This is a genomic window from Streptomyces sp. NPDC045021, from assembly GCF_056432645.1.
Genome location: NZ_JBWKIQ010000014.1, coordinates 191,484 through 205,105 on the forward strand (window position 1 = coordinate 191,484; position 13,622 = coordinate 205,105).

At 70.9% G+C, this 13,622-nt stretch carries 12 protein-coding genes; 6 read left to right on the forward strand and 6 right to left on the reverse strand.

Annotated features, from left to right (window positions below; genetic code table 11):
* The first annotated feature begins 108 nt into the window (after window positions 1–108).
* Window positions 109–849 carry a hypothetical protein gene (locus AC07DC_RS34075; RefSeq protein WP_478918362.1) on the forward strand — a complete coding sequence of 247 codons (741 nt, stop codon included), beginning with the start codon at window positions 109–111 and terminating at the stop codon, window positions 847–849.
* Window positions 846–2,147, forward strand: a complete 1,302-nt coding sequence (locus AC07DC_RS34080; RefSeq protein WP_478918363.1) for an ATP-binding protein — start codon at window positions 846–848, stop codon at window positions 2,145–2,147. Before AC07DC_RS34075 ends, AC07DC_RS34080 begins: the two co-directional genes overlap by 4 nt.
* Before the next feature lie 52 nt (window positions 2,148–2,199).
* Here AC07DC_RS34080 and AC07DC_RS34085 read toward each other — a convergent pair whose 3' ends face one another.
* Entirely contained in the window at window positions 2,200–3,582 is a 1,383-nt protein-coding gene (locus AC07DC_RS34085; RefSeq protein WP_478918364.1) for an MFS transporter, read from the reverse strand.
* 89 nt (window positions 3,583–3,671) lie between these two features.
* Here AC07DC_RS34085 and AC07DC_RS34090 point away from each other — a divergent pair, with 89 nt between their 5' ends.
* Together AC07DC_RS34090 and AC07DC_RS34095 are read left to right on the forward strand one after the other, a co-directional pair.
* Window positions 3,672–4,676: a winged helix-turn-helix domain-containing protein gene (locus AC07DC_RS34090; protein WP_478918365.1), complete on the forward strand. Its 1,005-nt coding sequence runs from the start codon at window positions 3,672–3,674 to the stop codon at window positions 4,674–4,676.
* Window positions 4,677–4,980: 304 nt separating this feature from the next.
* Complete coding sequence (locus AC07DC_RS34095; RefSeq protein ID WP_478918366.1) at window positions 4,981–6,138, forward strand: GDSL-type esterase/lipase family protein; 1,158 nt, start codon at window positions 4,981–4,983, stop codon at window positions 6,136–6,138.
* A 116-nt stretch (window positions 6,139–6,254) separates the two neighbouring features.
* Here AC07DC_RS34095 and glnA read toward each other — a convergent pair whose 3' ends face one another.
* Window positions 6,255–7,664 carry a type I glutamate--ammonia ligase gene (gene glnA, locus AC07DC_RS34100; protein ID WP_478918367.1) on the reverse strand — a complete coding sequence of 470 codons (1,410 nt, stop codon included), beginning with the start codon at window positions 7,662–7,664 and terminating at the stop codon, window positions 6,255–6,257.
* Window positions 7,665–7,877: 213 nt separating this feature from the next.
* On the opposite strand from glnA, the gene AC07DC_RS34105 reads away from it, so the two are divergent.
* On the forward strand, window positions 7,878–8,345 hold the full coding sequence (locus tag AC07DC_RS34105; RefSeq protein ID WP_478918368.1) for an RDD family protein: 468 nt from the start codon (window positions 7,878–7,880) through the stop codon (window positions 8,343–8,345).
* Between the two features lie 158 nt (window positions 8,346–8,503).
* On the opposite strand, the gene AC07DC_RS34110 is transcribed toward AC07DC_RS34105, so the two are convergent.
* The 4 genes from AC07DC_RS34110 to lipB all read right to left on the reverse strand — a co-directional run bounded on the left by AC07DC_RS34110 (window position 8,504) and on the right by lipB (window position 11,667).
* Window positions 8,504–9,184 carry a DUF4191 domain-containing protein gene (locus AC07DC_RS34110; protein WP_478918369.1) on the reverse strand — a complete coding sequence of 227 codons (681 nt, stop codon included), beginning with the start codon at window positions 9,182–9,184 and terminating at the stop codon, window positions 8,504–8,506.
* Between the two features lie 114 nt (window positions 9,185–9,298).
* Window positions 9,299–9,541, reverse strand: a complete 243-nt coding sequence (locus AC07DC_RS34115; protein WP_478918370.1) for an SCO2195 family GlnR-regulated protein — start codon at window positions 9,539–9,541, stop codon at window positions 9,299–9,301.
* A 205-nt stretch (window positions 9,542–9,746) separates the two neighbouring features.
* Window positions 9,747–10,724, reverse strand: a complete 978-nt coding sequence (gene lipA, locus AC07DC_RS34120) for a lipoyl synthase (protein WP_478918371.1) — start codon at window positions 10,722–10,724, stop codon at window positions 9,747–9,749.
* A 163-nt stretch (window positions 10,725–10,887) separates the two neighbouring features.
* Window positions 10,888–11,667 carry a lipoyl(octanoyl) transferase LipB gene (lipB, locus tag AC07DC_RS34125; protein ID WP_478918372.1) on the reverse strand — a complete coding sequence of 260 codons (780 nt, stop codon included), beginning with the start codon at window positions 11,665–11,667 and terminating at the stop codon, window positions 10,888–10,890.
* 341 nt (window positions 11,668–12,008) lie between these two features.
* On the opposite strand from lipB, the gene AC07DC_RS34130 reads away from it, so the two are divergent.
* Window positions 12,009–13,622: regulator (locus tag AC07DC_RS34130; RefSeq protein ID WP_478918373.1), on the forward strand; the 1,614-nt coding region annotated here is incomplete at its 3' end.

The following is a 13,622-nucleotide window of genomic DNA, read 5'->3' on the forward strand; positions in this document are numbered from 1 at the left end:
CGTCCTGATCTGTAACCCGATTCCCGATCAGTGCCCCGATCCGCGCCGCCCCCATCAGCCGCTCGTATCAGCCCCCATCCGCCGCCCCGAACCGCCGCAGGGAGAGACTTGTCCGCCGTCCGCGCCGTGCTCGCCCTGCTGGGGACGGGCGCCGCCCTGCTGGTGACCGGGTGCTCCGCGACGAACGACGCCGAGAGCGCCGGGCCGACGCCCGTCGCATCCGCTCCTGCCAAGCTGTGGCCCGACCGGCCGCCGGCCACCGAGCCGCCGGGCGACCCGGGAACCGAGCGACCCGTTCGGGTGCCCGGCATACCCAAGGTGACCTCCGGGGACATCAGGAGCGTGGACCCGGTCGCCGTCATCCAGGCCGAGATGGCCGCGGCTCCGGACGCGCTCTCCGGGGCGGACGCGCTCGACGAGGACACCGCGGCGAAGGCCGCCGCCTGCACGGCGGGCGCCGCCGGACGCGCGGGATGCCCGATCCGCACCCCCGAGTACTACGACCTGACGGGCGACGGGAAGGCCGACGCCGTCCTCGGCATCGACATGGCGGACGGCTTCCTCGCACTGCGCTGCTACACGCTCGACCACGGCGTGCTCACCCGCATCCTCGCCACCGTGACGAAGCCGATGTCCGTGGAGGTGGCCGGCGGGAACCTCATCGTTCAGGAGCCCACCCCCTCCGAGGGGTACGAGCAGCACACGGTCTACACCTGGGACCCGCAGGCGCGGGCCATGGCGATCCAGAGCGACGACTACCGGCGCGCCACCCCGCCGGGCCAGGGCGGCCGGCGCGGGAACGGTCCCGTCAGCGACGAAGCCGACTCCTCGTGGAAGCGTTCCCGATGACGCCGCGCGGGCGGCTGCCGTCCTGGACGGCGACCCTCTACTGGAAGGCCGCTGTCTTCATCACCGCGATGTGCTGCGTCGTCGCGGTGGTGCTCGGCACGCTCGTGCACGTCATGGTCACGCGGCAGACCGTCCACCAGGCCCGTACCGCCGCCCTGAGCAGGCTGGACACCGCCACCCAGGCGTACATAGCGGGCGACCCGCTGCGCCGCGGCGCAGGGCTGAACCCGCCGGACCTGCCCGACCGGCTCCGGGACCTCGCGCTGCGCGGCGAGCGCGGCACCATGTTCGGCGACTCCGACGGCCGCCGCACCATGTGGGCGGCTGGTCCGGCCGGCGGAAAGGCGTTGGCCGTACAGCTCGACTACACCCGCAGCGCGGAGACCATCAGAGGGCTGGACCGGGCCATCATCCTGTCGTCCGCCCTGGCCATCGGTGGCACCCTGCTGATCGGGATCTTCGCCGTCTCCCGCGTCACCCGGCGCCTGCATCGGACGGCGGCCGTCGCCCGCCGGATCAGCGCGGGCGACCTCGACGCCCGGGTGGCCGATCCCCGCACCGCCGGTCCCACCAGCGCCCAGGACGAGGTCGCCGCCGTCTCCGCGGCCCTGGACGCCATGGCCGCCTCGCTCCAACTGAGGCTGCAGAGCGAGCAGCGCTTCACCGCCGACGTGGCCCATGAGCTGCGCACCCCGCTGGCCGGTCTGCACGCCTCCGCCGAACTGCTGCCGCCCGGCCGTCCCACCGAACTGGTCCAGGACCGGGTCCAGGCGCTGCGCCGGCTCACCGAGGACCTGCTGGAGATATCCCGGCTCGACTCCCGCACCGAGAAGGTCGAACCGGACGCCCACTACCTGGGGCTGCTCGCCGAACGCGCCGTCGCCGCCTCGGGGTCGTCCGCCGAGGTCCGCGTCGTCCGCGACATCTGCCTCATCACCGACCAGCGCCGCCTCGAACGGGTCCTCGGCAACCTGGTCGCCAACGCCGACCGGCACGGCCGGCCCCCGGTGGTGCTCACCGTCGACGGCCCGGTCATCACCGTCCGGGACCACGGCGACGGCTACCCCGGCTATCTGCTCGACCACGGCCCGCAGCGCTTCCGTACCGAGCCCACCAGCAACACCAACAAGGGCCACGGCCTGGGTCTGACGATCGCCGTCGGCCAGGCCCGCACGATCGGGGCGGAACTGCGCTTCACCAACGCTCCCGACGGCGGCGCCGTCTCGACCCTGATCCTCCCGACGCCGGAGGAGAACGCGGACCAGGACCCGGATCCGGGGGCGGGCCCGCTGTCCTGACGTCACGGCGCGCACGGCTCATCCGCCCGCCCGCCAGTCAGCCGGCCAGACCTCACCCGGTTCCGTGGGCCTCATCCAGTTCGGCAGTTCGGCCGGTTCGGGCAGCGGCCTCTGCCGGGGCCGGAACGCCGCCGCGGGACTCCCGGGCCAGATACCCGGCCATGCAGAGCGACGCGATGCCGGCGAACGACATGGCTGCCCCCACGGACGCCACCTCGGCGACCGCGCCGAAGACCGCCGGACCCACCCCCTGCACGGTCATCATCCCGGAGGAGAGCAGCCCGAACGCCTGCCCGCGGCTCGCCTCCGGGAGCGCGTCGAGGAACGAGCGCTGCAGGCCCAGGCTGTACGCGAACCCGGTGCCGGTGACCAGTAGGAGGACCGCGCAGAGCGGCCACGGCGGATTGAAAACGAAGCCGAGCAGCGGCAGGCCGAGGACCGCGACCAGCACGGCGACCAGCCGTTCGCGGGTCGCGGGCCGGACGAAGCGGCCGACGACCAGATTGCCGACGAGCATGCCGATCGGCAGGCACGCGAGCAGGAACCCGGCGGACCCGTCGGGGAATCCGCGCCGGCCCGCGAACGGGACGACGAGACTCTCGGCGCTGGCCGCGAAGGCGGACGGCAGCCACTGCGCGAGCAGCAGTTTCCGCACCCGCCGGTCGGCGAACAGCGCCCGGTTGCCCGACCAACTGTTCCGCACCAGCGACTTGGACCCCGGGCCGGACCCTTGGCCGGACTTCTGACCGGACCTCTGACCGGGCCCGTGCTCGGAACCCTGCTGGGAACCCTGCTCGGAACCCGTGTCGGACTCCTTGTGGGGGGCCGGCAGGTCGGGCAGCCGCAGGCGTACGGCGATCGAGGCGATGAGGTACGCGCCCGCGCTCAGCAGCAGTGCGTGCCGCGAGCCCAGGAACGTCACGGCGATCCCGCCGCCCGCGAGTCCGAGCAACTGCGCCCCGGACGACGACATGCTGGACAGCGACCGCCCGAGCACGTACGCGTCGCCGGTCAGCGTCTCGGCGACGAGGCGGTTGGAGGCGCCCTGGAAGACGGGCGTCAGGAAGGCCACGGCGGCGACGAGTACCAGGATGAAGAACACCGGCAGATGGGCCAGCGCCATCGCCGTGGCGGCGGCGAACTCCAGCAGGTACCCCGCGGCGATCAGCCGTCGCGGCCGGACCCGGTCGGCGAGCGAGCCGAGCAGCATCGAGCCGGCGAGCTGCGGGATGAAACCGATGCCGAACGTCAGGGCGCCCATGAGCGGTGAGCCGGTGGTCGCGAAGATCAGCACCGAGAGGGTCAGGATCCGCAGGGCGTCGGCGGTGATCGTCACCGTTCTGGTGACGAAGAGCAGCCGGAAGCGCTGGTCCGCCAGCACTTCCCGGTAGGTGGTCCGCCGAGGCGGGGCAGGGGTGAATGTCGAACGGGTCATGGAGGGAAGCCTGTTCCCGGCGCCCCCGCCGGGGCGACTCTTACGTCAGGGGACGTAAGGCCGCCGCGTCGCCGGCGTAGGCTCTGGCCATGCGGCGATTCGAGCTCGGCACCGACGACCTGCTGCGCAGCCGGTTCGGGCTGTCGCCGGCCTTCGAGCTGTGCAACCTCCTGGGGTATCTGGAGGGCCGGACCCGGCAGCGGCTGCCGGCCGCCTGGTCGGCCCGGCTGATGCCGGTCTTCCAGCGGCTGCGCCGCGACACCGACCTGGACGCGGCGCTCGCCCTCCACACCCGCACCTTCGGCGCCAACTTCGTCGCCCTGCCGCCCCGCGGCCTCGCCCAGACCTGGGACGACGACCTCGCCGCGATCCGCGCCACGAGCCTGTCCCAGGCCCACGAGGAGGCCGAACAGTGCCTCGCCGTACGCCCTTCCCGCGACCCTCGGGTGCTGGCGACCCTGCGCGGCGACGCGGTCGTCGAGCGCGTCGCCGACGCCCTGGACCAGGCCTGGCACGGCCTGCTGGCCCGCGACTGGCCGCAGTTGCGCGCCATCTGCGAGCGCGATGTCATCCACCGGGTCGGCCAGCTCGGCCGATCGGGCTGGGCGGCCACCCTCGACGGCTTCCACCCCGACATGCGCTGGCGCGACAGCGGTATCGACATCCTGCGGACCTCGTCGTCATCGGCCAGCGTCACCACCCCCGCGGGCGAGGGCCTGCTGCTCATCCCGTCGGTCTTCGTCTGGCCCCACCTGGCCACCTACATCGACGACCCCTGGCCGAAGGCGATCATCTATCCGGCCCGCGGCACGGCCGCGCTGTGGGAGACACCCGACTCCGTCGAGCCGGACGCCCTCGCCGGCCTCCTCGGCCGTTCGCGCTCCCGACTGCTGGCCGCCCTGGACCAGCCCGCGAGCACCACCCAACTCGCCCAGAGCCTGCGCCTCGCCCCCGGCGCGGTCGGCGACCACCTGACCGTCCTGCGCAAGGCCGGCCTCCTGCACCGCGCCCGCTCCGGCCGCTCCGTCCTCTACTACCGAACCCCCCTGGGCGACGCCCTCACCGCAGGCACCGACCAGGCCCCGACCGACTGACGGAGAAACTCATCGCGTCACCGATGAGTTTCCCCGTCAGTCGGCGTCTACAGGCCGGGAATGCTGCATGCCTGTGCGTACGGGCCAGGCGCAGCAGGGGCACGTGCAAGGCGCGGGCCGCTGAGCAGTAGGGGGCCGTTCGCGACTGATCTGAACTGGTCGGTAACACAGCGAGAAAAGTGCTGCAGCTACCTAGCGGTAACCACGTGTGGCGTGTCACATTCCTCGCGCCACCGGCCGGCGGCCCACCCTCACCCAGAGCCTCCCGACCCCCATGCGGGAGGCCGTCCGCAGGAGTTCCGCCGTGCCTGAACGCTGTCACAGCACCAGCAGAACGAAGCGACTGCTTGCCGCAGTCCTCGCGCTACCCCTCCTCGCCGCCGGCCTGCTGGCCGGCGCGGCCCCCGCTCAGGCCGTCACCGGCCCGATCGTCAGCGTGTCGATGGGCGACAGCTACATCTCCGGAGAGGCCGGTCGCTGGAAGGGCAACAGCGACACCGCCGGCGGCAGCCGCGACGGTACCGACCGCGCCTGGACCGGCGGCAGCAGCTACGACCCCACCACGGTCTACGGCAGCACCTACGCGAGCGGGTGCGACCGCTCGGACTCCGCCGAGATCAACAGCCTGGCCGGAGCGGTCAACATCGCCTGCTCCGGCGCCACTACCGCCAACATCTTCCGGGCGAGCAACGGCGGCCAGTCCTTCAAGGGCGAGGCGCCGCAGGCCGACCAGCTGGCCTCGATCGCCGCGAACAACAACGTCAAGCTGATCACCCTCTCGATCGGCGGCAACGACCTCGGCTTCTCGGACGTCATCGCGACCTGCGTCAAGGACTACCTGTTCTGGTACTCCTACTGCCACACCAGTCAGCAGAGCGCCATCGACTCCAAGATGAGCGCGGCCATGGCGGGGGTCGGCAAGTCGATCGACGAGATCCGCGCCGTGATGGCGGCTGACGGCTACGCGGTGGGCGACTACCGGATCGTGCTGCAGTCCTACCCGTCCCCGATCCCGCGCAGCACCGAGATGCGCTACCCGGAGGGCGGCTGGAGCCGGGCCGGCACGGGCGGCTGCCCGTTCTGGAACGGCGACGCCGACTGGGCCCGTGATTCGATGGTCCCGCAGATCTCCAATGCGCTCGCCGGGGTCGCGACCGCCAAGGGCGTGCAGTTCATGGACCTGCGCGACATGCTGCAGAGCCGCGAGGTCTGTGCCACGGCGTCCAGCCTCGCCACCCCGAGCGCGGCGCCGTCCGCGACCACCAGCGAGTGGGCGCGCTTCGTCGACGCCGGCCTGAGCAGCTCCCAGGGCACCGTCCAGGAATCGATGCACCCGAACTACTACGGGGAGCTCGCCCTCGGCCGCTGCCTGACCCTGCTGAACGCCCAGCCCACCGGTAACTACTACTGCCGCAACACGGCGGGCCGGGACTCCACGGGGATGTACCTGAACGCCAAGTGACGCGCCGCCACCGGCGGAGGCGGCCCCTTCCAGTACAGCACTGAGCCCTGGCGCTCTCCGCGAGGAGGGCGCCAGGGCTCAGTCACTGCTTCTGACTCTTCGTCAGGCCGGACCGTTTAGAGGTCGAAGTACATCTCGAACTCGTGCGGGTGCGGGCGCAGGGCGATGGGGGCGATTTCCTGGGTGCGCTTGTAGTCGATCCAGGTCTCGATCAGGTCGCTGGTGAAGACACCGCCGGCCTGCAGGTACTCGTGGTCGTTCTCGAGGGCTTCGAGGACGGCGGGGAGCGAGGTCGGGACCTGGGGGACGCCCGCGTGCTCTTCGGGGGCGAGCTCGTAGAGGTCCTTGTCGACCGGCTCGGCCGGCTCGATCTTGTTCTTGATGCCGTCGAGGCCGGCCATCAGGAGCGCCGAGAAGGCCAGGTACGGGTTGGACGACGGGTCCGGCGCGCGGAACTCGATGCGCTTCGCCTTCGGGTTGGCGCCCGTGATCGGGATGCGGATAGCGGCGGAGCGGTTGCGCTGGGAGTAGACCAGGTTGACCGGGGCCTCGAAGCCGGGCACCAGACGGTGGTACGAGTTCACCGTCGGGTTGGTGAAGGCGAGGAGCGACGGGGCGTGCTTGAGGATGCCGCCGATGTAGTACCGAGCGGTGTCCGAGAGGCCCGCGTAGCCCTGCTCGTCGTAGAACAGCGGCACGCCGTCGGTCCACAGCGACTGGTGGACGTGCATGCCCGAGCCGTTGTCGCCGAAGATCGGCTTCGGCATGAAGGTCGCGGTCTTGTTGTTGCGCCAGGCGACGTTCTTCACGATGTACTTGAAGAGCATGAGGTCGTCGGCCGCTGCGAGCAGCGTGTTGAACTTGTAGTTGATCTCGGCCTGGCCGGCCGTGCCCACCTCGTGGTGCTGACGCTCGACCTGCAGGCCGGACTTCTCCAGCTCCAGGGAGATCTCGGCACGGAGGTCGGCGAAGTGGTCGACAGGCGGGATCGGGAAGTACCCGCCCTTGTAGCGGACCTTGTAGCCGCGGTTGTTGTCCTCGGAGCCGGTGTTCCAGGCGCCGGCCTCGGAGTCGATGTGGTAGTACGACTCGTTGGCGTTGGTGGCGAAGCGCACGCTGTCGAACACGTAGAACTCGGCCTCGGGGCCGAAGTACGCGGTGTCGGCGATGCCGGACGACGCGAGGTAGGCCTCGGCCTTCTTCGCCACGTTCCGCGGGTCACGGCTGTACTGCTCGCCGGTGATCGGGTCGTGGATGAAGAAGTTGATGTTGAGCGTCTTGTCCTTGCGGAACGAGTCCAGGCGCGACGTGGTGAGGTCAGGGACGAGTGCCATGTCGGACTCGTGGATGGCCTGGAAGCCGCGGATCGACGACCCGTCGAACATCAGCGTCTCGGTCGGGTCGAAGGCGCCGACCGGAACCGTGAAGTGCTGCATGACTCCGGGCAGGTCACAGAAGCGGACGTCTACGAACTTGACGTCCTCGTCCGCGATGAACTTCTTGACGTCGTCGGCGTTCTGGAACATCCAACTCCTCCTAGACCCGGCTCGAAGAGTCCGGGATGGCAACACGAGGCGCGGCCAGTGCGATGGCGCACGCTGGCCCCGACCATAGGGATCGGGGATTTCCCAAGCATGACCCATTTGTTTCGACGAGGTTAACCGCAACGTCGTAGGCGGCGCGTGCGGGCCGGGAAGGCACCGTACGGGTGACGCGGGGCGGCACAGTACGGTGGACGGGTGGACAACAGGGATGCACTCGGGTCGTGGCTCTCGGGACCGCGCGCGGCGGCTGAGCAGATGGGCACGGATTTCGGCTACCGGGGTGAACGGCTGGGACTGCCGAAGGACGGGCCGGGTTCGCTGGCCACGGTCGGCCGGCGGTTCGCCGCGGTGTTCATCGACTGGATGCTCTGTCTGGTGATCGCATACGGCCTGATCGCCCATCGTGACGTGCAGGGGTCCAATCCCTGGACACTGGCGCTCTTCGGCGTCCTGAGCGTACTGACCCTCGGTACCGTCGGCAGCACACCCGGTAAGCGGCTGCTCGGCCTGCGGGTGGTCCGGGTGGACGGCGGCCGGCTCGGAATCGGCCCGGTGGTGCTGCGCACGGCCCTGCTGCTGGTGGTGATCCCGGCGCTGGTGTGGGACCGCGACGGCCGCGGGCTGCACGACAAGGCCGCGAAGGCCGTCCAGGTACGGATTTGACGTAACGGCCGTCCAGGTCCGGATGTAACGGCCGTCCAGGACCGGAGCACGGCGGCTGAGCTGGATCCCGGGGACAGAACATGAACGCCCTCGTGGGCCGGGCCAAGCCTGTACGGCTTGCCCGGCCCACGAGGGCGTTGTGGTCGGTGTTCGGGGGGTCAGCGGCCCTTCGGCATCCGCATGCCCTTCGGCATCGGACCCTTCGGGATCGGCATGTTGCTCATCAGGGTGCCGAGCGACCGCAGACGGTCGTTGACCTCGGTGACCTTCGGTCCGGCCAGCACGCGCGGCAGCTTGAGCAGCGTCGTACGCACCTTCTTGAGCGGGACCTGGCCCTCTTCGTTGCCCACGATGATGTCGGTGATCGGCACGTCGAAGACGACGCGCGCCACCTTCTTCTTCTCGGCCGCCAGCAGGGCCTTCACCCGGTTCGGGTTGCCCTCGCCGACCAGCACCACGCCGGCCTTGCCGACCGCGCGGTGCACCACGTCCTGGCTCTTGTTCATCGCGACCGCCGGGGTCACGGTCCAGCCGCGGCCCACGTTGTCCAGCACCGCCGCAGCGGCACCCGGCTGGCCTTCCAGCTGCCCGAAGGCGGCCTTCTCGGCCCGGCGGCCGAAGACGATGGCCATCGCGAGGAACGCGAACAGCAAGCCCAGGATGCCCGCGTAGATGGGGTGGTCGATCAAGAAGCCGAGGGCGAGGATGACACCGAAGGTGACGATTCCCACAGCCGCTACGACGAGCCCGACCTTGGAGTCGGCCCGCCTGGTCATCTTGTAGGTCTGAGCGATCTGCTGAAGACGCCCAGGGTTCTCGGATGTTTCCTTCCTCGCCATGCGGCACAGGATACGTGGCCCGCGCGCCGGTGGCCGCATCGGTGGCCATCAAGAGGCCGGCCGGTCCGTCAGAAGGAATCCAGCCCCGGGTTCAGAAGGAATCCGGCCCTGCGTTCAGAAGGAATCCGGCCCCGTGTTGCGGCCGGCGGTGGGCGCGTTCAGCGCCTCGATCACGTGTTGGACCTCGCGCCGGTCCTTGGCCCGGCGGCGGTCCTCGACCACGGCCGACCAGGCGTTGCGACGGGCGGTCTGCTGGCCCCCGCCCAGCAGCAGCGCCTCCATGGCACGCAGGGCTCCGGTGACGGTGACTGTGGGGTGAAGGGTGCTCTGGCGGAGTTGTGCGGGCTCGACCTGCATGGGGGTCCCCCTCAGGACGCCTCGGAATCGCATGAGTGTGCGTGAACCAGGCTCGCCACATTGTGTTACCAGCCCGTGACCGCACGGTCAATCTCGCATGAAACCCTGACGCGCCCCTGATTCCGCTTCGCCGCGCCGTATGCCTGGCGAGAGGGCGAGAGGTGGTGACGCGGTGCGGAGCCGCACCGCGTCACCGTGAGGCGTCTCACACGGTCTGGGCCGCCACCGAGTGCTCGCCGGTCTCCCGGCGCCGGTCCATCGCCTGCTGGAACAGCCGGCCCGCACGATACGACGAACGGACCAGCGGCCCGGACATGACGCCGGCGTAGCCGATCTGGTCGGCCTCGTCCTTGAGCTCCACGAACTCGTGCGGCTTCACCCAGCGCTCGACGGGGTGGTGCCGCGGCGACGGCCGCAGGTACTGGGTGATGGTGATGAGCTCGCAGCCGGCGTTGTGCAGGTCCCGCAGCGCCTGGCTGACCTCCTCGCGCTCCTCGCCCATGCCCAGGATCAGGTTGGACTTGGTGACCAGTCCGGCCTCGCGGGCCTTGGTGATCACCTCTAGGGAGCGCTCGTACCGGAAGCCGGGGCGGATCCGCTTGAAGATGCGGGGCACCGTCTCGACGTTGTGCGCGAGCACCTCGGGCCGGGACGAGAAGACCTCGGCGAGCTGCTCGGGGACCGCGTTGAAGTCCGGGATCAGCAGCTCGACCTTGGTGAAGCCCTCGGCCCGCTCGGCGGTCTGCGCGTGGATCTGGCGGACGGTCTCCGCGTAGAGCCAGGCGCCGCCGTCCTCCAGGTCGTCGCGGGCGACGCCGGTGATCGTGGCGTAGTTCAGGTTCATCGTGACGACGGACTCGCCGACGCGGCGCGGCTCGTCGCGGTCCAGCGCCTGCGGCTTGCCGGTGTCGATCTGGCAGAAGTCACAGCGCCGGGTGCACTGGTCGCCGCCGATGAGGAAGGTGGCCTCGCGGTCCTCCCAGCATTCGTAGATGTTGGGACAACCGGCCTCCTGGCACACGGTGTGCAGACCTTCGCTCTTCACGAGCGCCTGCATCTTCGTGTACTCGGGGCCCATCTTCGCCCGGGTCTTGATCCACTCGGGCTTGCGCTCGATGGGGGTCTGAGCGTTCCGGACTTCCAGGCGCAGCATCTTGCGTCCGTCGGGTGCGACAGCGGACATCGTCCGGTACTCCCCTTCCACCAGCGTGTCTTCGAATCTTCGGCGAACCCCAGGGTACGCCCGTTGTTTGTACCTGTACGAACAGAGCCAACCAACAGGCTCATGGGGGCATTCCCCCAAGGGGGTGAGGGCCGGAGAGGCCCGCACGGCCCGGTCGGGGGGCCTACACCGCCCGCGGGAGCGGCGCCGCGGTTTCCAGCACCGCCCGCAGGTGCTTCTCGATCACCGGCACGACGTCGGTGACGGAAATGTCGCGGCCCAGCTCGTTGGAGAGCGAGGTGACCCCCGCGTCGCGGATGCCGCACGGCACGATCCGGTCGAACCAGGTGTTGTCCGGGTCGCAATTCATGGCGAAGCCGTGCATCGTCACGCCCTTGGCGACCCGGATGCCGATGGCCGCGAGCTTGCGGTCCTCGCGGCGCTGGCCGGCGTTGGACGGGGCGTACTCGGGGCCGTTCAGCCGCGGGTCGAATTCCTCGTCGGCGAGGCGGGGATCGAAGTCCAGGGTCAGGCCGCCCGCCGGGCGCTGCTCGACGGGGTCGCCCAGCACCCACACGCCGCTGCGGCCCTCGACGCGGGTGGTCTCCAGGCCGAACTCGGCGCAGGTCAGGATCAGCGCGTCCTCCAGCCGCCGGACGTGCGCGACGACGTCGACCGGACGCGGCAGCTTGAGGATCGGGTAGCCGACGAGCTGGCCGGGGCCATGCCAGGTGATCTTGCCGCCGCGGTCGACGTCGACGACCGGGGTGCCGTCCAGCGGGCGCTCGTTGTCGGCGGTGCGACGGCCCGCGGTGTAGACCGGCGGGTGTTCGAGGAGGAGGCAGGTGTCGGGGATCTCGTCCTCGAAGCGCGCGGCGTGCACCCTGCGCTGCTCCTGCCATGCCTCCTGGTACTCGACGGCGTCCGCCCCGAAGCCCAGGTGGACAAAGTGCAGGTCAGTCACGTCAGCTCCTCGTAGTCGCCTCGATAGCGCCCCTGCAACTGTACGACCGGGGCGGAGACGGGTCCCCAAGGGGACCAGGGGAGCGGGCAGGTAGAGGGCTGGGAGCGGGCTGGGGGAGGGGCTGGGGAGGGTTCGGCGGGTCGGAGCGGGGGGCGGGTTCGGGGCCGCGTGGAGTGATGCTGTTAGCACGGACAGTGACCAGAAGATAGGGCTTTGCAAGTCAATGGGTCGGACTGTCACCCATTCGGGGGAATCTGGGGCTCAGGCGGTGAGTGCGGCACTACAGGCCGTTACATTCACGCCGTTCTGGAGTCCTTCGAAGGAAGTGGACCGCACAGTCGATGACGGACCGATCCCCGCAGCGTTCGCCCAACCGCCAGCTCGCCACCCTGATCACCGAGGCCGGCTTCTCCAACGCGGGGCTCGCCCGCCGGGTCGACCAGCTCGGCATCGAGCACGGCCTGGACCTGCGCTACGACAAGACCTCCGTGACGCGCTGGCTGCGCGGCCAGCAGCCGCGCGGCACCACCCCCGCGCTCATCGCCGAGGTCTTTACCCGCCGGTTGGGGCGGCGGCTGTCCGCGCAGGACCTCGGGCTCGACGCGTGCGCGCCGGTCTACGCGGGCCTGGAGTTCGCCGCCGGCCCCGAGGAAGCGGTCGACATCATCAGCGGACTGTGGCGGAAAGACACCGGTAGCCAGACCGAGCTGCGCAAGATCGCGTTCACCCCGGCGGGGTTGGTGGTGCCGAGCCGCGACTGGCTCATCGGGCGGGCGGACGAGCATGTGGCGCACGGGGTCGGAGCGGGGGCCGGAGCGGGGGCCGGGGCCGGCGGCGGGGTTGGGGTCGGAGCCGGTGGTGGGGCGGGGCCGCCCGGGGGTGCTTCCGGGGGGCCGGAGCCGGAGCCGCAGCGGGCCGGCCGGGCCCGCGTTCCCGCGCAGACGCGCGGCCACGGTCCGGGCCGCGCCGCGGCCCCCCGCCAGCGCGTCACCATGGGCGACATCGCCGCGCTGCGCTCCGTCGGCGAGCTCTTCCGCACCCTCGACAACACCTACGGCGGCGGCCACGCCCGCCAGGCGCTCGTCCGGTACCTCGAGCACGAGGCCGAGCCGATGCTGCGCGGCACGTACGGCGAGGCCCTCGGCCGGCGGTTGTTCGGCGCCGTCGCCGACCTGACGCGGCTGGCCGGTTGGACCTCCTACGACATCGGCGCCCACGGGCTCGCCCAGCGGTACTTCGTCCAGGCCCTGCGCCTCTCCCAGGCCGCCGGGGACCGCGTCTACGGCGGCTACGTGCTCGTCACGATGAGCCGCCAGGCGGTCTACCTCGGCCACGGGCGCGAGGCGGTCCAGCTGGCGCGGGTGGCGCAGCAGGGGGTCGGCACGAGCGCGCCCTCCGGCGTGCAGGCCCTGCTGCACGCGGCCGAGGCGCGCGGGCACGGTCTGCTCGGCGAGGTGCGGGCCTGCTCGGCCGCGCTCGCGCGCGCGGAGCGCTCGCTGGAGGCGGCGCGGTCCGGGGACGAAGTCCCTTACTGGGCGCGGTTCTTCGACGAGGCGCAGCTGGCGGACGAGTTCGGCCACTGCCACCGGGACCTGCAGCAGTACCGGGCGGCGGCCCAGTACGCGGAGCGGTCTCTGCAGTTGCGGGGGCCGGCTTACGCGCGGAGCCGGTTGTTCTGCCGGGTGGTGCTGGCTTCGGCGCGGTTGGGGTTGGGGGAGGTGGATCTGGCGTGTGCGCTGGGGGGAGAGGCGATGCAGCAGGCGACCGAGATGCGGTCGACTCGGGCGGTGGAGTATGTGCGGGACTTCGGGCGGCGGTTGGAGCCGTTTCGGGAGACGGGGGCGGCGCGGGGGTTTTATGAGCGGGTCGTCCTGGAGCAGGAGCAGGGTGGAGAGGTGGTCGTCGACGAAGACGGGCCGGGCGTCGGGTCCTGCGGGGGTGGGGGTGAGGTTCAG

Coding starts and splice junctions, on each gene's coding strand:
- AC07DC_RS34080 (WP_478918363.1), top strand. CDS start 846: ATGACGCCGCGCGGGCGGCTGCCGTCCTGGACGGCGACCCTCTACTGG.
- AC07DC_RS34085 (WP_478918364.1), bottom strand. CDS start 3,582: ATGACCCGTTCGACATTCACCCCTGCCCCGCCTCGGCGGACCACCTAC.
- AC07DC_RS34110 (WP_478918369.1), bottom strand. CDS start 9,184: ATGGCGAGGAAGGAAACATCCGAGAACCCTGGGCGTCTTCAGCAGATC.
- AC07DC_RS34115 (WP_478918370.1), bottom strand. CDS start 9,541: ATGCAGGTCGAGCCCGCACAACTCCGCCAGAGCACCCTTCACCCCACA.
- lipA (WP_478918371.1), bottom strand. CDS start 10,724: ATGTCCGCTGTCGCACCCGACGGACGCAAGATGCTGCGCCTGGAAGTC.
- glnA (WP_478918367.1), bottom strand. CDS start 7,664: ATGTTCCAGAACGCCGACGACGTCAAGAAGTTCATCGCGGACGAGGAC.
- AC07DC_RS34090 (WP_478918365.1), top strand. CDS start 3,672: ATGCGGCGATTCGAGCTCGGCACCGACGACCTGCTGCGCAGCCGGTTC.